Annotated in this window: 26 protein-coding genes; 6 read left to right on the plus strand and 20 right to left on the minus strand. The window is 59.4% G+C overall.

What is annotated here, in order from left to right; translation table 11 throughout:
• Nucleotide 1: 1 nt before the first annotated feature.
• The 6 genes from arnC to arnF are packed head-to-tail and all read left to right on the plus strand — an operon-like array spanning nt 2 to nt 6,236.
• A complete protein-coding gene (gene arnC / locus ABLV64_RS20675) occupies nt 2–985 on the plus strand; it encodes an undecaprenyl-phosphate 4-deoxy-4-formamido-L-arabinose transferase (protein ID WP_004202077.1) in 984 nt (327 codons plus the stop codon).
• Nucleotides 982–2,967: a bifunctional UDP-4-amino-4-deoxy-L-arabinose formyltransferase/UDP-glucuronic acid oxidase ArnA gene (gene arnA, locus ABLV64_RS20680; protein WP_151629238.1), complete on the plus strand. Its 1,986-nt coding sequence runs from the start codon at nt 982–984 to the stop codon at nt 2,965–2,967. Before arnC ends, arnA begins: the two co-directional genes overlap by 4 nt.
• The gene (gene arnD / locus ABLV64_RS20685) at nt 2,964–3,866 is read left to right on the plus strand and encodes a 4-deoxy-4-formamido-L-arabinose-phosphoundecaprenol deformylase (protein ID WP_004202080.1); all 903 of its coding nucleotides are present in this window, start codon (nt 2,964–2,966) and stop codon (nt 3,864–3,866) included. Before arnA ends, arnD begins: the two co-directional genes overlap by 4 nt.
• Nucleotides 3,866–5,521 carry a lipid IV(A) 4-amino-4-deoxy-L-arabinosyltransferase gene (gene arnT / locus ABLV64_RS20690; RefSeq protein WP_032456697.1) on the plus strand — a complete coding sequence of 552 codons (1,656 nt, stop codon included), beginning with the start codon at nt 3,866–3,868 and terminating at the stop codon, nt 5,519–5,521. The genes arnD and arnT overlap by 1 nt, the downstream gene beginning before the upstream one ends.
• Nucleotides 5,518–5,856 carry a 4-amino-4-deoxy-L-arabinose-phosphoundecaprenol flippase subunit ArnE gene (arnE, locus tag ABLV64_RS20695; protein ID WP_004202083.1) on the plus strand — a complete coding sequence of 113 codons (339 nt, stop codon included), beginning with the start codon at nt 5,518–5,520 and terminating at the stop codon, nt 5,854–5,856. Before arnT ends, arnE begins: the two co-directional genes overlap by 4 nt.
• Complete coding sequence (arnF, locus tag ABLV64_RS20700) at nt 5,856–6,236, plus strand: 4-amino-4-deoxy-L-arabinose-phosphoundecaprenol flippase subunit ArnF (RefSeq protein ID WP_023319275.1); 381 nt, start codon at nt 5,856–5,858, stop codon at nt 6,234–6,236. The genes arnE and arnF overlap by 1 nt, the downstream gene beginning before the upstream one ends.
• Here the strand turns inward: arnF and ABLV64_RS20705 are convergent.
• From ABLV64_RS20705 to ABLV64_RS20800, 20 genes are all read right to left on the minus strand, one after another.
• A complete protein-coding gene (locus ABLV64_RS20705; RefSeq protein ID WP_017899986.1) occupies nt 6,233–7,282 on the minus strand; it encodes an AI-2E family transporter in 1,050 nt (349 codons plus the stop codon). The two genes, arnF and ABLV64_RS20705, sit on opposite strands and share 4 nt — an antisense overlap.
• Before the next feature lie 100 nt (nt 7,283–7,382).
• The gene (gene acpT, locus ABLV64_RS20710; RefSeq protein WP_065883199.1) at nt 7,383–7,970 is read right to left on the minus strand and encodes a 4'-phosphopantetheinyl transferase AcpT; all 588 of its coding nucleotides are present in this window, start codon (nt 7,968–7,970) and stop codon (nt 7,383–7,385) included.
• 1 nt (nt 7,971) lies between these two features.
• Nucleotides 7,972–9,201 (minus strand): beta-ketoacyl-ACP synthase, encoded by a 1,230-nt coding sequence (locus tag ABLV64_RS20715; protein WP_049004437.1) that lies wholly within the window; start codon nt 9,199–9,201, stop codon nt 7,972–7,974.
• Entirely contained in the window at nt 9,198–9,929 is a 732-nt protein-coding gene (locus tag ABLV64_RS20720) for a 3-ketoacyl-ACP reductase FabG2 (protein ID WP_200982109.1), read from the minus strand. The genes ABLV64_RS20715 and ABLV64_RS20720 overlap by 4 nt, the downstream gene beginning before the upstream one ends.
• Nucleotides 9,926–10,402: a 3-hydroxy-fatty acyl-ACP dehydratase gene (locus ABLV64_RS20725; protein WP_032454951.1), complete on the minus strand. Its 477-nt coding sequence runs from the start codon at nt 10,400–10,402 to the stop codon at nt 9,926–9,928. Before ABLV64_RS20725 ends, ABLV64_RS20720 begins: the two co-directional genes overlap by 4 nt.
• The gene (locus ABLV64_RS20730; protein WP_049004438.1) at nt 10,399–11,568 is read right to left on the minus strand and encodes a beta-ketoacyl-[acyl-carrier-protein] synthase family protein; all 1,170 of its coding nucleotides are present in this window, start codon (nt 11,566–11,568) and stop codon (nt 10,399–10,401) included. Before ABLV64_RS20730 ends, ABLV64_RS20725 begins: the two co-directional genes overlap by 4 nt.
• A 1-nt stretch (nt 11,569) precedes the next feature.
• Nucleotides 11,570–12,154: a DUF3261 domain-containing protein gene (locus ABLV64_RS20735; protein ID WP_023291252.1), complete on the minus strand. Its 585-nt coding sequence runs from the start codon at nt 12,152–12,154 to the stop codon at nt 11,570–11,572.
• Complete coding sequence (locus tag ABLV64_RS20740; RefSeq protein ID WP_348842972.1) at nt 12,151–14,469, minus strand: MMPL family transporter; 2,319 nt, start codon at nt 14,467–14,469, stop codon at nt 12,151–12,153. Before ABLV64_RS20740 ends, ABLV64_RS20735 begins: the two co-directional genes overlap by 4 nt.
• Nucleotides 14,438–15,043: an outer membrane lipoprotein carrier protein LolA gene (locus tag ABLV64_RS20745; protein ID WP_048298519.1), complete on the minus strand. Its 606-nt coding sequence runs from the start codon at nt 15,041–15,043 to the stop codon at nt 14,438–14,440. The genes ABLV64_RS20740 and ABLV64_RS20745 overlap by 32 nt, the downstream gene beginning before the upstream one ends.
• Nucleotides 15,040–15,462, minus strand: a complete 423-nt coding sequence (locus tag ABLV64_RS20750; RefSeq protein ID WP_032454265.1) for a thioesterase family protein — start codon at nt 15,460–15,462, stop codon at nt 15,040–15,042. The genes ABLV64_RS20745 and ABLV64_RS20750 overlap by 4 nt, the downstream gene beginning before the upstream one ends.
• Before the next feature lie 3 nt (nt 15,463–15,465).
• Entirely contained in the window at nt 15,466–17,157 is a 1,692-nt protein-coding gene (locus ABLV64_RS20755) for a glycosyltransferase (protein WP_049004440.1), read from the minus strand.
• Nucleotides 17,148–17,501 carry a beta-hydroxyacyl-ACP dehydratase gene (locus ABLV64_RS20760; RefSeq protein WP_023291247.1) on the minus strand — a complete coding sequence of 118 codons (354 nt, stop codon included), beginning with the start codon at nt 17,499–17,501 and terminating at the stop codon, nt 17,148–17,150. The genes ABLV64_RS20755 and ABLV64_RS20760 overlap by 10 nt, the downstream gene beginning before the upstream one ends.
• Nucleotides 17,488–18,837: an AMP-binding protein gene (locus ABLV64_RS20765; RefSeq protein ID WP_102005147.1), complete on the minus strand. Its 1,350-nt coding sequence runs from the start codon at nt 18,835–18,837 to the stop codon at nt 17,488–17,490. Before ABLV64_RS20765 ends, ABLV64_RS20760 begins: the two co-directional genes overlap by 14 nt.
• Nucleotides 18,834–19,415 carry a hypothetical protein gene (locus tag ABLV64_RS20770; RefSeq protein WP_348842973.1) on the minus strand — a complete coding sequence of 194 codons (582 nt, stop codon included), beginning with the start codon at nt 19,413–19,415 and terminating at the stop codon, nt 18,834–18,836. The genes ABLV64_RS20765 and ABLV64_RS20770 overlap by 4 nt, the downstream gene beginning before the upstream one ends.
• 6 nt (nt 19,416–19,421) lie before the next feature.
• The gene (locus ABLV64_RS20775; protein ID WP_023291244.1) at nt 19,422–19,673 is read right to left on the minus strand and encodes an acyl carrier protein; all 252 of its coding nucleotides are present in this window, start codon (nt 19,671–19,673) and stop codon (nt 19,422–19,424) included.
• Nucleotides 19,674–19,684: 11 nt separating this feature from the next.
• Nucleotides 19,685–19,942, minus strand: coding sequence for a phosphopantetheine-binding protein (locus ABLV64_RS20780; RefSeq protein WP_023291243.1), 258 nt, complete (start codon nt 19,940–19,942; stop codon nt 19,685–19,687).
• Entirely contained in the window at nt 19,923–20,756 is an 834-nt protein-coding gene (locus tag ABLV64_RS20785) for a lysophospholipid acyltransferase family protein (RefSeq protein ID WP_171879206.1), read from the minus strand. The genes ABLV64_RS20780 and ABLV64_RS20785 overlap by 20 nt, the downstream gene beginning before the upstream one ends.
• Entirely contained in the window at nt 20,735–21,457 is a 723-nt protein-coding gene (locus ABLV64_RS20790; RefSeq protein ID WP_049004443.1) for a beta-ketoacyl synthase chain length factor, read from the minus strand. Before ABLV64_RS20790 ends, ABLV64_RS20785 begins: the two co-directional genes overlap by 22 nt.
• Before the next feature lie 20 nt (nt 21,458–21,477).
• Nucleotides 21,478–22,539 carry a class I SAM-dependent methyltransferase gene (locus tag ABLV64_RS20795; RefSeq protein WP_032454260.1) on the minus strand — a complete coding sequence of 354 codons (1,062 nt, stop codon included), beginning with the start codon at nt 22,537–22,539 and terminating at the stop codon, nt 21,478–21,480.
• A 62-nt stretch (nt 22,540–22,601) separates the two neighbouring features.
• Nucleotides 22,602–22,997, minus strand: a complete 396-nt coding sequence (locus ABLV64_RS20800; protein WP_202024460.1) for a hypothetical protein — start codon at nt 22,995–22,997, stop codon at nt 22,602–22,604.
• Between the last annotated feature and the right edge of the window lie 82 nt (nt 22,998–23,079).

Genomic DNA, 23,079 nt, shown 5'->3' on the forward strand with positions numbered 1-23,079 from the left:
TATGCTTACTTACCCTCCCGTGAAGAAGGTCTCGGTGGTTATTCCGGTTTATAACGAACAGGATAGCCTGCCGGAGCTGCTTCGTCGTACGGATACCGCCTGCGCCACGCTGGGGCGGCAATATGAAATTCTGCTGATCGACGATGGCAGCAGCGACGATTCCGCGCGCATGCTCACCGAAGCTGCCGAGGCGGAAGGCAGTCACGTCGTCGCCGTGCTGTTAAACCGTAACTACGGGCAGCACTCGGCGATCATGGCCGGTTTCAGCCATGTAACCGGCGATTTAATCATTACGCTTGACGCCGACCTGCAAAACCCGCCGGAAGAGATCCCGCGGTTGGTAGAGAAGGCGGATGAAGGCTACGACGTGGTGGGCACCGTTCGCCAGAACCGTCAGGACAGCATCTTCCGCAAAACCGCGTCGAAGATGATCAACCGCCTGATCCAGCGCACCACCGGCAAAGCGATGGGCGACTACGGCTGCATGCTGCGCGCTTACCGCCGCCATATCATCGACGCCATGCTCAACTGCCATGAGCGCAGCACCTTTATCCCGATCCTGGCGAATACCTTCGCCCGGCGCGCGGTGGAGATCCCGGTGATGCACGCCGAGCGCGAATTCGGCGACTCCAAATACAGCTTTATGCGCCTGATCAACCTGATGTACGACCTGGTGACCTGTCTGACCACCACGCCGCTGCGTCTGCTCAGCATTTTCGGCAGCGTGATAGCCCTGCTGGGCTTCGCCTTTGGCCTGATGCTGGTGGTGCTGCGTCTGGCCTTTGGCCCGCAGTGGGCGGCGGAAGGGGTATTTATGCTCTTCGCCGTGCTGTTTATGTTCATCGGCGCTCAGTTTATCGGGATGGGCCTGCTCGGGGAGTATATCGGACGCATCTATAACGACGTGCGCGCGCGTCCCCGCTACTTTATTCAACGTGTTGTTCGCCAGCCGGAAACGGCATCTAAAGAGGAAGATCGTTCATGAAAGCCGTAGTCTTCGCTTATCACGATATGGGCTGCACCGGTATCCAGGCTCTGCTGGACGCCGGGTATGATATCGCTGCTATTTTCACCCACCCGGATAACCCTGGCGAAAACCATTTCTTTGGCTCCGTGGCGCGCCTTGCCGCCGAGCAGGGCATTCCGGTGTGGGCGCCGGAAGACGTGAACCATCCGCTGTGGATTGAGCGTATCCGCGAGATGAAGCCGGACGTGCTGTTCTCCTTCTACTACCGCAACCTGCTGGGCGATGAGATCCTCAGTCTTGCGCCGAAAGGGGCGTTTAACCTACACGGTTCGCTGCTGCCGAAATATCGCGGCCGCGCGCCGCTGAACTGGGTGCTGGTCAATGGCGAAAGCGAAACCGGCGTCACCCTGCACCGGATGGTGAACCGCGCCGACGCGGGGGATATCGTCGCCCAGCAGGCCGTGGCGATTGGCCCGGATGACGCCGCCCTGACGCTGCACCGCAAGCTGTGCGCCGCCGCCACCGGGCTGCTGGGCCAGGCGCTGCCGGCGATCCTCGCCGGAACCACCGATGAACGTCCGCAGGATCACAGCCAGGCGACCTATGTGGGGCGTCGTACCCCGGAAGATGGCCGCCTCGACTGGGAGCAGTCGGCGCAGACCCTGCACAATCTGGTGCGCGCCGTCTCCGATCCGTGGCCGGGCGCCTTCGGCTACGCCGGCGCGAACAAGTTTATCGTCTGGAAATCCCGCGTCCGTCATGATCTGCCGGCAGCTAAGCCGGGTACCGTTATCTCCGTTGCGCCGCTGATCGTGGCGTGCCAGGAGGGGGCGCTGGAGATTGTCACCGGTCAGACCGAACGCGGGGTGTACATGCAGGGCGCCCAGCTGGCGCAGGGGCTGGGCCTGGTGTCCGGGGCGGTGATCAGCAGCAAACCGGTGGTGGCGGTTAAGCGTCGCACCCGGGTGCTGATCCTCGGCGTCAATGGCTTTATCGGTAACCATCTGACCGAACGCCTGCTGCAGGACGACAACTATGAGATTTACGGCCTGGATATCGGCTCCGACGCCATCAGCCGTTTCCTCGACTGCCCGCGTTTCCACTTTGTGGAAGGCGATATCAGCATTCACTCCGAGTGGATCGAATATCACATTAAGAAATGCGACGTGGTGCTGCCGCTGGTGGCCATCGCCACCCCTATCGAGTACACCCGCAACCCGCTGCGCGTGTTCGAGCTGGATTTCGAAGAGAACCTGAAGATCATCCGCGACTGCGTGAAATACAATAAGCGCATCATCTTCCCGTCGACCTCGGAAGTGTACGGCATGTGCACTGATAAAAACTTCGACGAAGACACTTCCAATCTGGTGGTCGGGCCGATCAACAAACAGCGCTGGATCTACTCGGTCTCCAAGCAGCTGCTGGACCGCGTGATCTGGGCCTACGGCGATAAGAATGGCCTGAAGTTCACTCTGTTCCGTCCGTTCAACTGGATGGGGCCGCGTCTGGATAACCTCAACGCCGCGCGTATCGGCAGCTCCCGCGCCATCACCCAGTTGATCCTCAACCTGGTGGAAGGCTCGCCGATCAAGCTCATCGAAGGCGGTAAGCAGAAGCGCTGCTTCACCGACATCAGCGACGGTATCGAAGCGCTGTTCCGCATCATTGAGAACAAAGACGGCCGCTGCGACGGGCAGATCATCAACATCGGCAATCCGGATAACGAAGCGAGCATCAAAGAGCTGGCGGAGATGCTGCTGGCCTGCTTCGAACGCCATCCGCTGCGCGATCGCTTCCCGCCGTTTGCCGGCTTCCGCGAAGTGGAAAGCAGCGACTACTACGGCAAGGGCTATCAGGACGTTGAGCATCGCAAACCGAGCATCCGCAACGCCAAACGCTGCCTGAACTGGGAGCCGAAGGTGGAGATGGAAGAGACCGTTGAGCATACGCTGGACTTCTTCCTGCGCACGGTAGAACTGGTGGACGCTAAACATCCATGAAACAGGTCGGCTTACGCATAGATGTCGATACTTTTCGCGGGACGCGGGACGGTGTTCCGCGGCTGCTGGACCTGCTGGGCCAGCACGGGATCCAGGCAAGCTTCTTCTTCAGCGTCGGGCCGGACAATATGGGGCGCCACCTGTGGCGCCTGGTAAAACCGAAGTTTCTGTGGAAGATGCTGCGTTCCAGAGCGGCTTCGCTGTACGGCTGGGATATTCTGCTGGCCGGCACCGCGTGGCCGGGACGCCGCATCGGCGCGGGGAACGAAGCGGTGATCCGCGCGACCGCCGAGTCTCATGAAGTGGGCCTGCACGCCTGGGATCATTACAGCTGGCAGGCGTGGAGCGGCGTCTGGCCGCAGGAACGGCTGACGCTGGAGGTCGAGCGTGGCCTGCTGGAGCTCGAGCGCATCATCGGCCGCCCGGTCACCTGTTCGGCCGTTGCCGGCTGGCGCGCCGATCAGCGGGTGGTGAAAGCCAAAGAATCCTTTGATTTCCTTTATAACAGTGACTGTCGCGGCACGCGGCCGTTTCTGCCCCAGCTCGGCAGCGGCGTCTCCGGTACGGTGCAGATCCCGGTCACGCTGCCGACCTGGGACGAGGCGGTGGGCACGGCGGTGGATATCGCCGGCTTTAACCGCTACCTGCTGGATTGCATCCATCGCGACCCGGGCGTGCCGGTCTATACCATTCACGCCGAAGTGGAAGGTATTGCCTACGCCGATCAGTTCGATGAACTGCTGACCATGGCGGCGGAAGAAGAAATTCAGTTTTGCCCACTGAGCCAGCTGCTGCCCGCTGACTTTAGCGAGCTGCCGTCCGGCAAAGTGGTTCGGGGTGAACTGGCTGGCCGGGAAGGCTGGCTCGGACGTGAACAATTACTGACTTCGGGTGTTTGATGAAAAGCATTCGCTATGGCGTCTCTCTGATTGCGCTGTTTGCGCTGTATTACCTGCTGCCGCTCAATTTCCGTTTGCTCTGGCAACCCGATGAAACACGCTATGCGGAGATCAGCCGTGAAATGCTGGCCACCGGCGACTGGGTGGTGCCGCATTTTCTCGGGCTGCGCTACTTCGAAAAGCCGATTGCCGGTTACTGGATCAACAGTGTCGGCCAGTGGCTGTTTGGCCATAATAACTTCGGCGTACGCTTCGGGTCGGTCTTCGCCATCACCATGACCGCCGTGCTGGTGGCCTGGCTGGCGTGGCGCATCTTTCGCGATAAGCGGGTAGCCGTCCTGTCGCCAGTGATTTTTCTCACCGCGATGCTGGTGTATGCGATTGGTACCTATGCGGTACTGGATCCGATGATCACCCTGTGGCTGGCGTTGGCGATGTGCAGCTTCTGGGGCGCGACGCAGGCGCAGAGCCGCGGCGGCAAAATACTGGGTTACGTGCTGTTGGGCGTCGCCTGCGGTATGGGGGTGATGACCAAAGGTTTCCTTGCGCTGGCGGTGCCGGTGGTGGGCGTTCTGCCATGGGTGATCGCCCGTAAACGCTGGCGTGAAGTGCTGACCTACGGTTGGCTGGCGGTGGTCGTCTGTACGCTGGTGGTGCTGCCCTGGGGGCTGGCTATCGCCCAGCGCGAGCCGGACTTCTGGCGCTACTTCTTCTGGGTCGAGCATATTCAGCGTTTCGCCGAAAAAGACGCCCAGCACAAAGCGCCGTTCTGGTACTACATCCCGTTCCTGATTGCCGGCAGCCTGCCGTGGCTGGCCCTGCTGCCAGGGGCGCTGAAGCGCGGCTGGCGTGAGCGCGATGAGGCCCGCGGCGCGCTGTATCTGCTCGGTTGGGTGGCGATGCCGCTCCTGTTCTTCAGTATTGCAAAAGGCAAACTGCCGACCTATATCCTGCCGTGCTTTGCGCCGCTGTCGATCCTGATGGCTCGCTACGCGCTGGAGGCGGCGAAGACCGGCGCGAAAGCGCTGCGCATCAACGGGATGATCAACCTGGGCTTTGGCCTGCTGGGGCTGATCGCCGTGCTGGTAGTTTCGCCCTGGGGCGTGATGCACAAGCCGGTGTGGACCAAGATTGAGCTGTATAAATGTCTGCTGGCGGCCATCGCCTTCGCCGTCTGGGCGCTGATGGGCTGGCTGGCGATGAAAGACGCTGGCCGCCGTTGGAGCCTGGCGGCGCTTTGCCCGCTTGGCCTGGCGCTGCTGGTGGGCTTCGCCATTCCGGACCGGGTTATCGACAGCAAACAGCCGCAGTTCCTCGTGGATATCGTCAGCGAATCCCTGCAGCCCAGCCGTTACGTCCTGACGAACAACGTCGGGATCGCCGGCGGCCTGGCCTGGGAGCTGAAGCGAAGCGATATTATTATGTTCGACAAACAGGGTGAGCTGAAGTACGGTCTCGACTGGCCGGACGCTCAGGGAAGCTTTGTCAGCCAGGCCGGGTTTGCCGACTGGTTGGCCACGCACCGTCAGCAGGGGCCGGTCTCGCTGGTGCTGTTGATGGATAAAGGAGAGAGTATGGTCGACTTACCGTTACCGAAACCCGATAACGCCTATGAGCTGGGTCGGGTGGTCTTCCTTCAGTACCTGCCGCAATGAGCGTCTGGATCTGTCTGGTTTTCGCCAGCCTGCTGAGCTGCGCCGGACAGCTGTGCCAGAAACAGGCGACCCGCCCGTCCCGTCGCGGACGGCGGAGTCGCCATATACTCTTCTGGCTGGGGATGGCGCTGCTATGCCTCGGCTGCGGCATGCTGCTGTGGCTGAGCGTCCTGCAGTCTATTCCGGTAAGCATCGCCTATCCGATGCTGAGCCTGAACTTCGTCTGGGTCACCCTCGCGGGCTGGGGCATCTGGCATGAGCCGGTCGCTCGCCGCCACTGGTTTGGCGTCGGGTTGATCGTCGTGGGCATTGTCATTCTGGGGACCAGCGTTTGATGGGCTTTCTCTGGGCATTATTCAGCGTCGGCCTTGTCAGCGCCGCGCAGCTGCTGCTGCGCAGCGCCATGGTGGCCTTGCCGCCGCTGACCGATATTCTGGCCTTTCTCCAGCATCTGCTGCATTTCGAGCCTGGTACCTTCGGCCTGTTTTTCGGCCTGCTGGGCTACCTGTTGTCGATGGTCTGCTGGTACTTTGCCCTCCACCGTCTACCGTTATCAAAAGCGTATGCACTGTTGAGCCTGAGCTATATCCTGGTGTGGGCTGCCGCCATCTGGCTGCCCGGCTGGCATGAGCCGTTCTACTGGCAATCGCTGCTGGGCGTGGCGATTATCGTCGCCGGCGTATTGACCATCTTCTGGCCGGTGAAACGCCGCTAGCCGGGGAGCCGGCTTTTGGGACGCCCCGGGCCGAGCAGGATCGCCAGCTTGCTGCCCCCGACGGTGGTCTCCATCCAGATTTTACAGACGCTGGTTAACGGCACCGAGAGCAGCATTCCCACCGGCCCCAGCAGCCAGCCCCAGACCAGCAGCGACAGGAACACCACCAGGGTCGACATCCCCAGCCGGTGGCCCATCATGCGCGGCTCCACCATGTTGCCCAGCACCATATGCACCACCAGAAACAGCGCCCCGACCAGCAGGCACTCATAGATGCCGCTGAACAGCAGCGCCTGCAGCATGGGTGGGATGGCGGAGATGGCGGAGCCGATATTCGGCACATAGTTCAGCAGGAACGCCAGCACCCCCCACATCAGCGCGAACTGCACCCCCATCGCCAGCAGCCCCAGCCAGACAATCAGCCCGGTCCAAAGGCTGATTAGCGTTTTCAGCGCCAGATAGTGGGTAACGCCTTTCAGCGCCCGGTGCAGCCCGGCGATATGCAGGCGAGGGTTATTGAGGGCAAAACGCAGTTTGTAGGGCAGGTGGCGAACCTCAAACAGCATAAAGATCACCGTCATCACCAGCAGCACAATGCTGGCCATCGCCCCGGAAAGCTGGGTCATCAGCGTCGTGGCCCAGGTCATCAGCCGTTCTGAATCCATGCGCCGCAGCATGCGCTCCGGATTGATATGCAGGTTGAGAAAGGGGAGATACTCCTGGAGCTGGACGATCTTACGCGTCAGGGCGCGGTTGAAATCGGGCAGCATGGCGACAAAGTCATTGAGCGACGCCGCCAGCACGCCAAGCAGCGCGGTGAGCATCACCAGCATTGCCGTCACCACAAGGGTAATGGCGAACGGACGCCGCACGCCGCGGCGAATGCACCAGGTGACCAGCGGGTTGAGGACGATAGCGAAAAACAGCGCCAGCAGGAGCTGCACCAGAATATCGGCGGCGGCGTGGATCCCGGCGAGGATAATCACCAGCGCCGCCAGCTTAAGTAAAATATGGAGCCCGGCTTTATCAGCCTGCGGAGGGGACATAGGTATTCCTTTTGTGAGTCGCGCCTGATAAGTGTAGCGGTTCGCTGGCTGCCAATATTCCGAAAGGCGAGCGGCTTTTCCGCCATCATCTTTTGATCGCTTAAACCGCGCCGCTGAAATGTTGAATGCGCGCGTCCGTCAGCGTGAACGGCGTCGGCGTACAGACCGCAATACTTAACCCATCGTGCAGAATCTGGCTGAGCGACAGCGGGCCGTGACAGGCGCTGTCAACGGAGGCCATCTGCCAGGCGCTGCCGCCGCGCTGTTTCACCAGCGCCTCTTTGCGCGTCCAGATACGCCAGAAGACCGTGAGCTGCTGCGCTGGCGAAGCCTGCGCCAGTTCCTGGTGCTCGCTTTCGCTGAACAGCGCGTTAGCCAGGCGGCGCCAGCCTTCGCGCGGGCGAATCACTTCGATGTCGCAACCCACCTCGCCTTTATCGCTGAGCAGCAGGGCAATATCGTCGCCGCTGTGGCTAAGGTTAAACCACAGCCCGCGCGCGACGGGGAAGGCAGGCTTGCCCTGTTCGCCAAGCTGAATATCCGTCAGCGGGGCAGCCGCCTGCGCCAGCAGCGCGCGGCCGGCAAGCCAGCTGGCTCGTCGCGGTCCGTCCGGCGCCTGTGCCATCAACGCAGGCGGTAACGGCAGGGCGCTAAGGGCGGAGATCTTACCCAGAAAAAGCTGATACATTTCAAGACCAGCGTCGAATAATGATTGAGGTGTTAATGCCGCCGAAGGCGAAGTTGTTGCTCTGCAGGAATTCACACTCAAGTTTGCGCTTTTCCCCCATGATGTAATCCAGTTCGCCACAGTTGGCGTCCGGTTTATGGAGATTCAGCGTTGGCGCAAACCAGCCTTCGCGCATCATCTGCAGGCTCATCCACGCTTCTAACGCCCCGCAAGCGCCAAGCGTATGGCCGAAATAGCTTTTCAGCGAAGAGATCGGCACGCTGTCGCCGTAAACGGCCGCCGTTGCCTGGCTTTCCGCGATATCGCCGCGATCGGTGGCGGTGCCGTGGGCCGAAATATAGCCGATATCCCGGGGGCTTAAGCCCGCCATGTTTAGCGATTGTTCCATGCAGATCTGCATGGTTTCGCGCTGCGGCTGGGTAATATGGGCCGCATCGCAGTTAGTGGCGAACCCGACGATTTCACCGTAGATGGTTGCGCCGCGCGCTTTGGCATGCTCGAGATCTTCAAGGATCAGCGTGCCGGCGCCTTCGCCAATCACCAGACCATCTCGCTGTTCATCGAACGGAGAGGGGGTGAGGGCCGGTTCGTCATTGCGTTGGCTGGTGGCGAAGAGGGTATCGAATACCGCGGCTTCCGAAGGGCAGAGCTCCTCGGCCCCGCCGGCCACCATCACCGTTTGGTAACCATGGCGAATGGCTTCCCAGGCGTAGCCAATCGCCTGGCTGCCGGAGGTGCAGGCGCTGGAGGTGGGGATCACGCGCCCCCGCAGACCGAAGAATAATCCGGTATTCACCGCGGTAGTATGCGGCATCATCTGCACATAGGTAGTGCCGGTGATATTGTTGGTATGTTTCTCCGTCAACATGGTGGCGAACTCGCTCACCGGACCGGTACTACCGGTTGACGAGCCGTAAGCGATGCCGGTTTGGCCGTTGGTCAGCACGGTGTCGCCGATAAGCCCGGCCTGCTCCAGCGCGAGCTCAGTGGCGCGGGTGGAGAGTCGCGATACCCGCCCCATCGCGCGGATACGCTTGCGGGTATAATGCTCCGGCAGGGTGAAATCGTCGATTGGCGCCCCCAGCAGCGTATGCAGTCCGTCATACGCCAGCCATTCAGGCATCTTACGCACCGCATTTTTATATTCCCGCAGCCTGGTGGCGACATCCTGCCAGTTTTCGCCAAACGCGGTCACCCCGCCCATCCCTGTAATGACCACCCGGCGTATCATAGCATCCCCCCGTTGATGGAAATGACCTGGCGGGTGACGTAGCCCGCGATATCCGACATTAAATAGCTGGCAAGCCCGGCCACCTCGTCGACCTGACCCATGCGTTTCATCGGGATCATGGTCATCGCCTCTTTCAGCGCGTGCTCTTCCATGTCAATCATCCCGGTGTCGATAAGACCCGGCGCAATACAGTTAACGGTGATTTTGCGTTTTGCCAGTTCTATCGCCAGCGCTTTGGTGGCGCCGATAATGCCCGCCTTGGCGGCGCTGTAGTTGACCTGGCCGCGGTTGCCCATGACGCCGGAAACCGAGGAGAGGGTGATGATACGTCCGCCCTGGCGCGCGCTAATCATCGGCATGATGCAGGGATGAATGACGTTATAAAAACTGTCGAGGTTGGTGTGGATCACGTCGTCCCAGTCGTCATCGCCAAGCGCCGGGAAGGCGCCGTCGCGGGCGATGCCGGCGTTGCTGACAATGCCATACCACGCGCCATGGTCGGCCATATCCTGCTCCAGTACCTCGCGGCATTGCTGACGATCGGCGACGTCAAAACTCAGCAGCCGGCCGTCGCCGCCGGCGGCGGTTATCGCCTCCAGCGTCTGTTGCGCCCCCGCGCGGTCGCGATGATAGTGGACGCCCACCACAAAACCGTCCGCTGCCAGCTGGCAGGCGATAGCGCGACCGATGCCTTTGCTGGCGCCGGTAACCAAAACTGAACGACTCATTCTGACGCTCCTTGTTGAAATAAAGTGCTAAGTTCTTCTGTTGTGGGCTGGAAGGTGTTGACCCGCCCGCTGGCCAGGACGTCATCGTCCACCATAATGGTGCCTTCGAAGCTGCCGAAACGTTCATCCTGCATCAAGAGCTTCACGCTGATGGACAGCGTCTTTCCGCCCGGCAGGCTCCCGGCCGCGCAAACCAGTTCGCGCGCGCCCAGCACCATGCCTAAAGCGAGCGATGTTTGTCCTTGCTGCTGGCGGTGCCAGCCGGACCAGACGCCGACGGTCTGCGCCATTAATTCAAGGGCGAACCAGCCGGGAAGATCGCCGTTGGTATCGAGAAATGGCGCCAGAACGCTGCCGGGTGAGACCGCGACGCGGCAGGTGGCGGTGTCGGCAGTCACCGCCTCGACCTCCTCCAGCAGCAGCATCGGCGCGTCGTGCGGCAGGTAACTGCCGGGTGATAAAAAGTGGCTCATGACATTCTCCCGAGCAGGATGCTGGTGTTATTGCCGCCAAAGGCAAAAGAGTTCGACAGGATAACTGGCCGCGACAGCGGCTGCGGATGTTCAATGAGCCCGCACGGCGGTAGCGTGTCATCCTGCGGAGACTGACTGAAATCCTGTGCCGGTAACAACAGATTGCGCTGCAGGATCAGCATGCCGATGGCGGCCTCGGTGATCCCCGCCGCACCCAGCGTATGTCCGGTCAGATGTTTGGTGGAACTACAGGGCACCCTTTCGCCAAACAGCGCGTTGATCACCCGGGCTTCTATCTGGTCGTTAAGCCGCGTAGCGGTGCCGTGCAGGTTAATGTAACCCACCTGCTCCGGCATGATGCCCGCGTCGTCCAGCGCCTGCTGAATGGCGCGCATCGCCCCTTCTCCTTGGGGATGCGGGGCGGAAATATGCCAGGCGTCGCTGGATTCGCCGATACCCAGCAGCGCGATGGGCTGCGGCTCGCGGGTCAGCAGCATCAGCGCCGCCCCTTCGCCGATGGTGATCCCGCAGCGGTCGCGGCTAAACGGCTGGCACTGCGTCGTGGAGAGCGACTCCAGGCTGTGAAAGCCGTTGATGGGCATCCGGCTAAGGGTATCCGCGCCGCCGACGATCGCCACATCCGCCAGTCCCGCCTCAATGAGCCGCCGTCCGCTGATTATCGCCCGCGCGCTGGAGGAGCAGGCGGTTGACAGGGTATATGTCGGACCATCCAGCGCCAGCCAGCGGCTGAGAAAACGCGACGGGTCGCCCAGCTCCTGCTGTGGGTAGCGCCAGGCCTCGCTCGCCTTGCCGTTAAGCGTCAAATTAACGTGTACGTCGCCTTCATCCAGCCCTGACGTACTGGTGCCCAACACCACGGCGACCCGAGCCCGGCCATAGCGGGCGATGGCGCGATCCACCTGCGGCTGGATCTGCGCCAGCGCCGCCAGCAGCAGCTGATTATTGCGCGAACGATGGTCGCGAAAGGTATCGGGAATGGCGGGTAGTTCGCCGTCCACCCCCGCGAAAATCGCCTGCGGATGCCCCTGTAACCACCCTTCACGCGGGCGCATGCCGGGCGCTATACCGCGGGCCAGATTGGCGGCGATTTCATCATTATCGCGTCCCAGGGCGTTAATCATGCCGACAGCAGAAATGAAGATCATCTCAGTCACCCAGGTATTGAATGGTGATGTGGTATTTAAAGACGTGCTGCTCGATGCTAATCGGCACGCGCTTGCCTTTGCGGTTGATATAGGTGATGTCGGTGACCAGTTTTCCGCGCGCGTTACGCAGTTCGCGTTTGTCGCCGCGGTCGGTTAGCGTCCAGCCTTTCGGCAGCTGCGGCAGCCATGCGCTAAGCGGCCAGTGGCTGAGCATCACATCGGCCAGCACCTGGCTGGCGGGCGGCAGTTGCGGGATCACCATCGACTGTTCCGCGCGCAGCCCTTGTTGATCATAGGTCACCAGGAACAGGCGGATACCGACGGACGACAGGCCCGCCAGCGTGAGCTTTTTATCATCGGCATTGAGCAGCACCAGCAGCGACTGGGTTTGGCCGTTGAAGCGGCCGGTCAATAACTGCTGGGAACTGATGGCCGGCGAGATGCCCGGCGGCGGCAGCGTGACGCGCGTACCCGGCTCCAGCCACGCCTGCGGACGGCCTTGCGGCTCCGGCGGCGAATGACTGCAGCCGGCCAGCAATAAGGCGGCGAAGAGCGCGAAGGCTCGCCAGAATGATGGTCTTCTCATCGTCTTTTTTTCTCTTTTTTGCTCGGCATCGCCAGTGGCGACAGCAGGAAAGCGGTGAAAATACCGCTGACCAGGACAGTGCCAAAGCTGCTGATGGCCTGGGTGGCGCTAAACACCAGCATGCCAAGCGTTAATAAGGTGGTCATCATCGCCAGGGTAACCGCCAGCAGCGATGTCAGCGGCGTGCCGCGCGGGTTGCTGAAAAACAGGGTGTAGTTGATGCCAATCCCAAGTACCAGCACCAGCGCCAGTAAGGAGAACAGGTTAACGGCGTGGCCGGTGAGCGCCAACGCCCCCAGGCCGCATCCCAGCGACAATACCGACGGCACCAGGCTTATTAAGCCCTTGCGCCAGCCAAGGCGGATAGCGGCGCCGCAGGCAATCACCGCCAGCGCAACGCCGAGCAGCCCGGTTAAAATATGACGGTAGAGCGCGAAAAGCTGGTCGAAATCGCTTTTACGATCGACCCACGCCACGCCAGTCTGGGTTGTGCTGAGCGCCTTCAGCGCCGCGCTATCTTTCACCCCGCTCACTGGCACCAGTACGCCGCTTTCGCCATCCGGCAGCGTCAGCCATAGCAGCCGCCAGCCTTCGCTGGCCGGACTGGCAAGCCAGTCGCCGACTGTCACCGGCATCGGCCGCAGGTCGGGGTGAACAGCGGTGAGTCCGGCGTTATTCAGCGCCTGGCCGACGGCCGGCGCCGCCTGCTTCAGCAGGGCCAGATCCTGCTGCTGGCGGGCCAGTGAATTGAGCGGAATGGCGCGATACCCGCCAAGCATACCGTCGGTTTGCGCTTTAGCCAGTGCGGGCATAAAGGCTTCAAGCCGCTGCAGCGTTTGTTGCGCCGTGTCGCCGTAAACCACGAACCACTTTTGATCGACGCTTTGGCCAGTGAGCGCGGTGATGGCATGCTCCTGGGAGAGGATATTCTGCGGCAGCGCCTGCAGCTGTGAGATATCGTCATCCACCCGCAGGAGAGCGAGCCCCGTCAGGGAGAAAATGGCCAGAACCACCGGCAGACCGATGGCGAGTTTTTTGTTACGCCGCCATGCCGCGAGCCAGCGCGACATCAGCACCATCGCTGGGACGGGACGCACCGGGAGCCCATGGCACAGCCATGGCTGCCAGAAAATCACCGTCAGGCATGAGGCGCTTAGCCCCACGGCCGCAAATAGCGCCATCTGGCGAATGGCCGGGAAGGGGGCCAGCATCATGATTAAATAAGCCGCCACGGTGGTAAGCAGCGCCAGCAGCAGCGCTTTCAGAACTTTAACAAGGCTTTGCCACGGTGAAGCCGCTGCGCCATGGACCATCCGTTCGGTCAGGTAATAGAGCGTGTAATCTGCGGAAATGCCAATAATGCTCATGCTCATCACCAGGGTCATCAGATGCAGCTCGCCAAACAGCAGCAGCGTGGCAACGGTGCCGGCCAGTGCGCCGATAGCGATAGAGATCGCGCATAACAGCAGCGGACGCAGCGAGCGGAACACGGCCACGATCAACAGGATGACGCCGAACAGGGTCGCCGCGCCGAGAGTGGAGATATCGCGCTTCGCCTGCTGGCTGGCGTAATCACTGTAAAATACGGTGCCGCGCGACAGCAGCTGCGCCTGCGGGTGGCGCGCTTTTAATTCCTTTTCAAGCTGCGCGAGGGTGGTCACCAGGCGGTGCGTCTGTCGCATATCGAACGACGAACCCGTCAGCTCGCCGTGCAGCAGATACCAGACGTTACCTTGCGCGTCTTTGCTGGTCAGCCACCCGTCCTGCAGCTGCATCCGCTGGCCGCTATTCGCCATCGCCAGCTGTGAGCCGCGCATCAGCATCAGCGGGTCGTTTTGTAACTCTTTACCGCTGACCCCGGAAAACGCCGAATAGAGCTGCGAAAGGATCCACTGGGCCTGCGCTTCGCCGCCCTCCTGCAGACGTGCGCGGGTGGCGGGGTCGATTAACGCATTGCGATGTTGCCAGAAAAACGTTCCCCAGGCCTGCTGACTGGCGGCATCCATTGGGCCTTTGACCTCGGCCAGCGCGTCTGAGGTTTGCAGCAACCGCAGCCAGTCGCGAGCCACCTGCGGGTCGGCCTGTTTACCGGGGCTGACCAGCCAGACCAGCTGGCGATCCAGACGCTGCATAAAGCCGTCGTTCAGCGCCGGGGGGATCGCGCCGAGCGTCTGTTTGGGCAGCATCGCCAGCACGCTGCTGTTGAGCCGGGCCTGCGGCAACAGCGCCAGCAGCGCGCCCGCCAGTATCAGGCAGACGACGCCCCAGATCAGCGCAGGACGTTTACTGGGCGGCAAAGCGTTGGCGTTCGTCATCGGTCAGTTGCGCTGGCGTCAGTTGATGTTGGGAAAGGGCGATATCGGTGCGATCGCCTTGTTTATCGTTGAGTTGAATATGCTCCAGGTAGGTTTTTCCGGCGAGATCGATGCTGGCGAAAATCTTATCCAGCGGCGTGGTGACAGGCGTCAGGCGCAGCGTCCATTGCCCGTCGCCTTTATCGGCGAATTCCACGCGGAAGTTCTCCTCCAGCACGTTACGATCGGCCTGGAACAGCGCGCGCAGCAGATGGTTGAACTGGAACATCTGCGGGTTGTTTTCGGCGGTGACGGTCTGCGGCGGCTGGCCGTTAATCGCCTGCACCATCCGTTTGTCATCCAGCAGCAGTTGCATCGGGAACGGTGAGGTTTGATCCCACAGCAAGCCCTGGTCGCGGGCGATCAACATCCGCCCCTGGGATCGCAGCGGCTGCGGAAGATCCTTTATGGTGCGGGTTTGATCGAAGTGGGCGCGCACCACCGGCTGTTCGCTAAATTGTTTTTGCAGGTCATCGAGCGTCAGGGCGCTAACCAACGGACTGATGAACAGTCCCACCAACAGCAGCAATCTCATGGCGTGACCCCCATGCGTTCAAACAGAACTTGCGGGCTGACAAAACACATCTCGCCGCTTTTTTCGTCCACCGCGACCTGGATGGTGTAGCCGGTGGTGGTGCGTTTGCCGCTCTCGGCGGCAAAAATTTCATAGCCAATGCGCAGGCGGTTTTCGAACTCTTCCAGACGCGCGCGGACGCGAATACGCTGCTCGAAGGTGATAACGTCCCGGTACTTCACGCGGGTATCCACCACCGGCCACAGATAGCCGGAGGCTTTCATCTGCCGGTAGCCGTAGTTGAACTGGTTAAGCAGCGCCTCGCGGGCAATTTCGAAGTAGCGGAAATAGTTGCCATGCCAGACGACGCCCATCATATCGACGTCGTGAAAGGGAATGGTTAGCTCTACTTCAGCAGTAAAACGGGGATCGTTAAGCACCCTTTACTCCTTATCTTTGGGCTCCGGCAAACGCCAGAAATCGAAAAAGTTAAACCAGTCGAGCGGCGACTGCAGCGCGTAATATTCCAGCCGTTCGGCGTAGCGATCGATGATATGTTGCAGTGCCTGCTGGCGATTGGCGCGCGGCAGCGGCAGCGGGTCAGCGAACGGCTCACAGTAAATGCGCAGCTTGCCCTGCTGACGCAGAGCGAACATCAAATTGACCGGGCAGCGCAAAATAGCCGCGAGGATAAAGGGCCCCTGCGGGAAGGGGGCCGGTTGCCCCATAAAACGGCTCCAGCAGACGCGCCACTCGCCGCCGCGCTGCGGATTGACCGCAATACGATCGCCGACAATGGCGATCCATTCTCCGCGATCCAGTTTTTCCTGCAGCAGCATGGCGGTCTCCGGGCCGATATCGGTGACCGGCAGCAGGTTGAGTCCGGCCTGCGGGGCCATCTCCGCCATAATCTGCTTAAAGCGTTGGGCATTGTCGCTGAACACCAGCGCGTTGATGGTCTTGCTGCCCTGCAGCTGCGCCAGCGCACGGCAGGCTTCAACATCGCCGAGATGTGAGGCCAGCAGTAGTTTGCCGCGCGGATCGTCGATATTGAGCGTCTCTTCGGCACCTGCGGCAAACACCACATCGCGACCAAACTGCAGTTCGCCGCGCCAGCTGGCGATTTTATCCAGCATCGCGTTGCCAAAGCGCAGGAAGTGACGATAGCTACTGAGTTCGCCCGGCTCCGGCAGCTGACGAGCGGCTAACTGGTCGCGCACGCGGGTAAGCCAGTTTTGTGAAGCGCGGCGCGCGGTGCTGGCCGTTAGCCAGTAGACGCCGACCACCGGGTAGAGCAGCAGCGAAAACGCGTGTCGTCCCAACAGCCGCCACACCAACAGCATCAGGCGCATGCCCCATAAGCCTTTAACCTCCTTCTGGCGCGCCCAGTGCGGCGAAGCGCGGCGAAACAGCAGCGAGGGGATCCGCGGCAACATGCCGAGGAACAGTCGGGTATGCATCAACGAGATGCGGCAGTTATCTCTGAGGGCATCGAAATGCGACAAACCGTCCGGCGGATAGGTCACGCGGGTCGGGACAAAGTAGCTGGTGTTCCCCTGCCAGTAGAGGCGCACCATCACTTCGGTATCAAAATCCATCCGCTTGCCGAGGGGCACGCGCTTAGCCAGCTGCAGCGTCGGCGCCAGCGGATAGACGCGAAAGCCGCACATGCTGTCTTTTAGCTGCAGCGATAGCGTTTCAATCCATACCCAGACGTGGGTGATCCAGCGTCCGTACAGGCGCGAGCGCGGGATTGAGTCGTCGTAAACCGGCTGGCCGGAGATCAGCGCCTCGGGATGCTTCTGCGCCAGCGCCAGCAGCTGCGGAATATCTTCGATGGCGTGCTGCCCATCGGCATCGACCTGCACCGCGTGGCTGAACCCGGCTTGCGCTGCGGCCTGTAATCCGCAGATGACCGCGGCGCCTTTTCCGGCGTTCTGCGCTAAGCGGATCAACGTCAGATCCGGGGTTTCCAGCGCCAGTCGCTCCAGCTCCAGCTGTGTGCGACTGTCGCTCCCGTCGTCCACCACGATACAGGGAAGATCAAACGGCTGCAGGCGCGCCAGCACCCGCGACATCATCGCGCCGTGGTTATAGCACGGGATCACCACGCAGGGGGAAAAGGTTAGCGACATAAGCGAATCTTCCCGCTGCTGGCGGTATGTCGTGTTTCGCCATCGTGGCGCTGATAGCTGAAGGTGATGAGCTGACGCGCTTCCTGCCAGCTGAGAGTGAGCGTCACGATCGCCCCCGGCAGGAGCGGCGACTGGAATTTCACATTGTGAATATCGTGAAAGCGCCAGCCGGGCGCCAGCAAGGTGGTGGCGTAATGCATCGCCCAGTCAATCTGCGCGACGCCTGGCAACAAGGGCTGAACGGCAAAGTGGCCGCGAAACCAGAATAACGCCGGATCCACCGATAAAATGATTTCAACCCGATCGGCTTGTGGCTGACGGCGCTCAATTTCATGGGGCTGCATGAAATAACTCCTGTAACTGCGCGTAGACACGCTTGTTCATACTATTGACGGGGATCTCGTCGATAACCCGCCAGTAGCGGGGAATGGCGACCGGTTCCAGCAGAGAGCGCAGTGCTTTTCGCCAACGAGTCTCCTGGCTTTTTCCCCAGCGCTGGCGGGCATGGTTATCCAGCACCAGCAATACGCCAATACTCTGACGGCTGCCGCGGGTGATGGGTAACACGGCGGCATCAATGATGCCTTCAAGTTCCAGCAGGCGCTGCTCCACTTCGCTCAGCGATATGCGCTTCTCTTCAATTTTGACCACGCGATCCCGACGGCCTGCCAAATGGAAGTGGCCACTCTCGCGAAAATGCAAAATATCCTCGAGCAGCTGGCCGCGGTTATCGGTAATAAGCGGAGAAAAGAGGCGGAACGCATCGCCTTCTGGCTGAAAGCGGATGCCGGGAAACGGTTGCCATGGCGCCTCATCCTGCACGCGCTGGCGGCAGGCGATGACGCCGCTTTCCGTACTGCCGTATATTTCATCCGGCCAGGTATTGCACCAGCGGGCGGTTTGCACGGCATCCTGCCAAAGCAGCTTGCCGCCTGCGGACACGATCATTTCGATCGGCGGAGGGGTAAGCCGGTGGTCGAGACGTTTGAGGAAGGCCGGACTACTAATAAACAGATAGCGATGCTTCCGGCTTAACGCCGTTAACTGCTCGGTGTACTCCAGCATGTCCGCGTGAAGCGGTAAACCCAACGCCATTGGCAAGAACAGTCGAAACGTCAGGCCATACAGATGCTGCGGCGCTACGGATGCCACCACCCGACAGCCTGCCAGACGCCCGGCATAGCAGGCGGATAACAGCGCCGCCTCGCGGTCGAGCGATCCGATCGGTTTGCAAATTCGCTTCGGTTGACCGGTGGAACCGGAGGTGAATAATTCAATGCAAGCCTCTTTGCCTGGCGCGGGAAAATGCATCTGGCCGCTCGTTACCGCCATCGTGGACTCGACAATCACCAGCGCGCCATCCCATGCCAGCGCTTTATCGCTGAGAATGCCGTCAAACAGCGCCTTCTGCTCATTTAACAGCGAAATACGGCCGTGGCCGGGAAGGACCGGCGTTTTGCCGGCATGCAGGGTTGCCAGCAGAGCGACGATAAACAAGTAGCTATTTTCAATGCACAACGCCCAGCGCATGGCTGGCTGCTGACGCAAGTGCGTGAGCAGGTGGGCGACATCATGGCGCAGATGTGCAAGCGTCCAGAGGTGCGTGTCCTGCCAGGCGATCGGCGTTTCCGGCGAACGCGCGGCGCTGAGCCACTGGTCCAACGGGAGAGGCTGCTTCATGGTTTATCTCGTTTTATCACCCGCTGGCGCACCAGCCACTCGCCGGCCATGAGCGTGCCCATCAGCAGATAGGAAATCATGCCGTTCCACGCCGTCCACAGGGACAGATCGCTATACAGCGCGGTAAAAAGCGCAATGCCACCGTTAATGATGAAAAAGGCGCACCAGATTTGGGTGACGCGCCGGGTATAGCGTACAGCCCGCTCCGGAAGATCCGGTTCACGCAGTCGCGCCAGACGCTCGATTATCGGCATCGTGGACCATAGCGAACCGCCAAACACCGCCAGCATCACGCTGTTCACCACCACCGGGTAAAATAGCAGTAACTGATGGGTTTTCAGCAGGTAGCTGGCAATACATAGCGTCATGCCGGCCACCGCCACAATCTGAGTGACCACGCTCAGCGCTCCCGCCCGTCGCCGGGTCTGACGAAAGCGTAAAAACAACATCAGCGCCATGAGCGGTAACAACCCTTGCAGGCTGTTATGCGCGAGGCCGAACCAGATTATAAACGGCCAGGCCAGCAGCAATATGCCCGTCAGCAATGGCACAACTGGCAGTGAGCGAATGCCCGACACGGTGAATTATTCTTCTTTGAACAGGCGTTCTACCGCATCGACCACATCCTGCACGGTGCGGACAGTTTTGAACTCTTCTGGCTTGATTTTCTTACCAATTTTCTTTTGCAGATGGACGATCATGTCGATGGCGTCGATACTGTCCAGTTCGAGATCTTCGTACAGGCGGGCCTCAGGCGTAATATCCTGCGGATCGATTTCAAACACGTTCACCAGCAGCGCGGAGATTTCTTCGTAAATGGCTTGTTGTTCATTCATAACCACTCTCCTCAGGCGCGCTGTGCTTGAATAAATGCCGCCAGCGTGGCGACAGAGTAGAAATGCTGACGCATCTCTTCACTTTCAGCCGACAGCACCACGCCGTACTGATTTTTCACCGCCAGACCCAGCTCCAGCGCATCAATTGAGTCCAGGCCCAGACCATCGCCAAAAAGCGCGGCGTCGGTGTCGATATCATCAGCGGACAGCTCGTCCAGGTTCAAGGTACTGATGATCAGATTTTTAATTTCAAGATAGAGCGCTTGCATCATTCATTCCTGTTTCAGGGAGAGTGCCTGTTTCTAATTTAAGCAAAATATGACGGTTCAACTGTCTTGCGGCCAGCGCCGGTTCTTGTTTATTGGCATCATAAAACTGATGTATTGGCAGCCGTTCTCCAACCTCGACGGTAAACCGCGGCTTAGTTGGCGGCGCGTCGTACCATTTGCTTTGTTTACCCAGCATATGCTCGGTACAGCGGATGACGACAATGCGTAAATCGCTGCCACAGCGTACCGCGATATTAGCCGCCCCCCGCTGTAGCTGCATTTTTTTCCCCGGCACGGTGCGCGTGCCTTCAGGGAAAATCAAAATCGTATCGCCTTGCTGTAAACGCTGCCGGCTTGCCGGCAGCAGGGCATCGGCCTGATCGTTAATCAGATAATCGGCGGCGCGGATCACGCCGCTGACGAATGGATTTTTCAGCAGCGCGCTTTTTACCATGCAGTCGGTCTCCGGCATCACCGAGGCCAGCATCACGTAGTCAATAAGGCTGGGGTGATTGGCGACCACCAGGCAACCGCGCTCCGCGCGCAAAATATCGCGGCCATCGATACGGTAATCGAGAACCCCGACGCTTTTCACCACGCTGAGGAATACGCGAAAGCTAACGGAAATGCTGCGCCGCGCGATACGGCGTCGGCGGGTTTTATTACGTACCAAAACCAGCAGCAGATTAAACCAGATGAGCGAGAGCAGCAGGCCGCCAATGCCAAACAGTGCGAAGCAGAAACCGGTCATCGCTGCGCGCCAGAGCCGATTAAGCCGGTGGAAAAACGGCTTCATGCGCGGCTCCATTGCCATTGCACGCGATCGCCGGGAAGCGTGAACGTGCGGGCATTCTGCAAATAGTACTGCAAGAACAGTAAACTTTGCGGTAATGGACTTTCAGCAACGGCTGCATGAGGCTGGGCGTGGCATTGCCACTGGCGACCGGGCTCAATCACCCAGGCTGCCGCATAGGGCCAGGTGGTGATACCTGGCGGCAACTGAGCGTGGTAAAACTCAGGGAGAAAACCGTCGAAATCAACCATCAACACGCGCTGATAACCCGCCTGTAGCAGGCCCATCACTTCGTATAATCCCTGCTGAAACGTATCGCGTCCGGCAGAAAGGGATGACGACATAATCGCTTTTTTTGCAGCAATCGTCAGATTACCCACGGCGGAATTATGCACCGATAAGGCGAAATCGGTCGGCGAGATCGCTTGCGCCATAGCCAGCGCATGGAGGATCCGATAGTTGCGCTCCAGTTCGCCGTGACGGCTGGTATAAAGAACGGCATCGATTTCATGGCGACGGAGCATAGCCAGACCGCATTCCACAGCCAGCTTACTTCCCGAGCTGAGTCGGCGTGCGGTCATCATCGGCAATTCGCTGAGTTTGGGTGGCGCCGCGGCGGGATCGATGGCGTGCAAATGCTGTGACCACCGTTGCCATTGCTCGGGGCCACTGACGCCAGGCGCGAAGGCCTGCCAATCAACAATGTTAAATGAAAATGTCATCCACTCGCATCCGCGATCAATCAATTATTCTTGTGGCATATCAACAAGGTATGCCCAACGCCTAAATTATCGTGACGCTGTTCTACTTCGAACCCCGCCATTTCAAGATAGCGGTAAAACTTCTCTACGCTGTAGAAACGGCTGTTGCCGTTGGCCATACAGGTAAAATAGAGTGAAGACGCATTCAGACTAAATGATGCTGCTTCAAATTTCTGCGCATCCCAGAACAATTCCAGAATGTACAGGCGGGCGCCAGGTTTCATGACCTGTGCCACGTTACTGAGTATGGTGATGATTTGTTCTGGCGAGAAACAGTCCAGGAACTGACTCATCCACCAGATATCCGCTTCTCCGGGTAGGGGGGCGTCACTCAGCATATCCACAGCATGAAAATCGATGCGATGGGCAAGGCCAGCATTTTCTATATTTTCCCGTGCCAGTGCAATTTGTTGCGGTAAATCTAATAACGTGACCGCGATATTTTCATCGTACTGGCAACAGCGTAGCGCCCATTTCCCGGTATTACCGCCTACATCGTACAGCCTTGCGGGCTGGCTGGCGAATACATAGGGCAGCGCTGCAGTGAAGGCGCCATCGGAATAGTAATGGTCGAAGGCAAACCAGCTTTTGCGCGCCGCGGGTGGTAGCTGTGACAAGGCAGGGTAAATCGTTGGCCACTCACCAAAAACTTTTAATCCTGAAGGCTTTCCCTCCTGGAGCGCATTTTCCAGAAAGAATAATCCTTGATAACAAACGTCTTGAGTAAAATCCATATTTACTCGCGTCATCGGATCATGAAGTAAGAAATGTCCTATTTTAGAGAGGTGGTAGCGTTCCTCTTTATAGGTCAGGATACGACCGCTTAATCCCATATCGAGCAAAACGCTAACGGCATATTCTTTTCCGTCGAAAATTTCACTGATGGCTGCAAACGTTGCACCGCGTTTACCTTGTTGGTCCAGATAACCCAGAATACCTGAGTTGCGTAGACATAATGCGGTTTGAAAGAGCATGGGGGCAAAAGCAATACGCTGCGCTTCAGTAATGGCATCAAGTGCGCTGAGAGAATCCTTTTGGTACACGTTCGGTACAACCTTATTACAAATAATCGGCGAAACGGGTCAGTAGTGACCCGTATGTATATTTATTGTTGCATAGCGGTGTTTGCCGCCAGGGTAACCTGGATATCTTTATCGAGGTTGTGTACCCAACGGTTATAGTTTCTATGAATTTTTCCGTTGGCGGCCATTAGATTCAGACTACTGACATAAACAATAGAATAACTTGTTGCGGAGTAGTTAATTTTAATGTCAGCAACATGGTCGCGATTTTGTAAGTGACCTTTAATAACGCCAGGGCCCGCATCAGACATAATCCATTCGCGCTGCGCACCCGCTTTGATAATCGCATCCTTCACCTGCGCCGCAGTATGACCGGCACTCACAGTCGTATTGACTTGATCAATAGGGGCGGTACGCGCGCAACCGGCAAGCGCGCCGACAACCGTTGCGGCAATCATCCAATGAATAATTTTTTTCATGAATACTCCATATCAATTTATTAGCTACAGGGCATTGGTTTATGCCACGTGAGAAAAATTTAAGCAGGCTGATATGCTGTGG

It is taken from the genome of Klebsiella sp. JB_Kp031, from assembly GCF_040064295.1.
Lineage (GTDB): Bacteria > Pseudomonadota > Gammaproteobacteria > Enterobacterales > Enterobacteriaceae > Klebsiella > Klebsiella quasipneumoniae.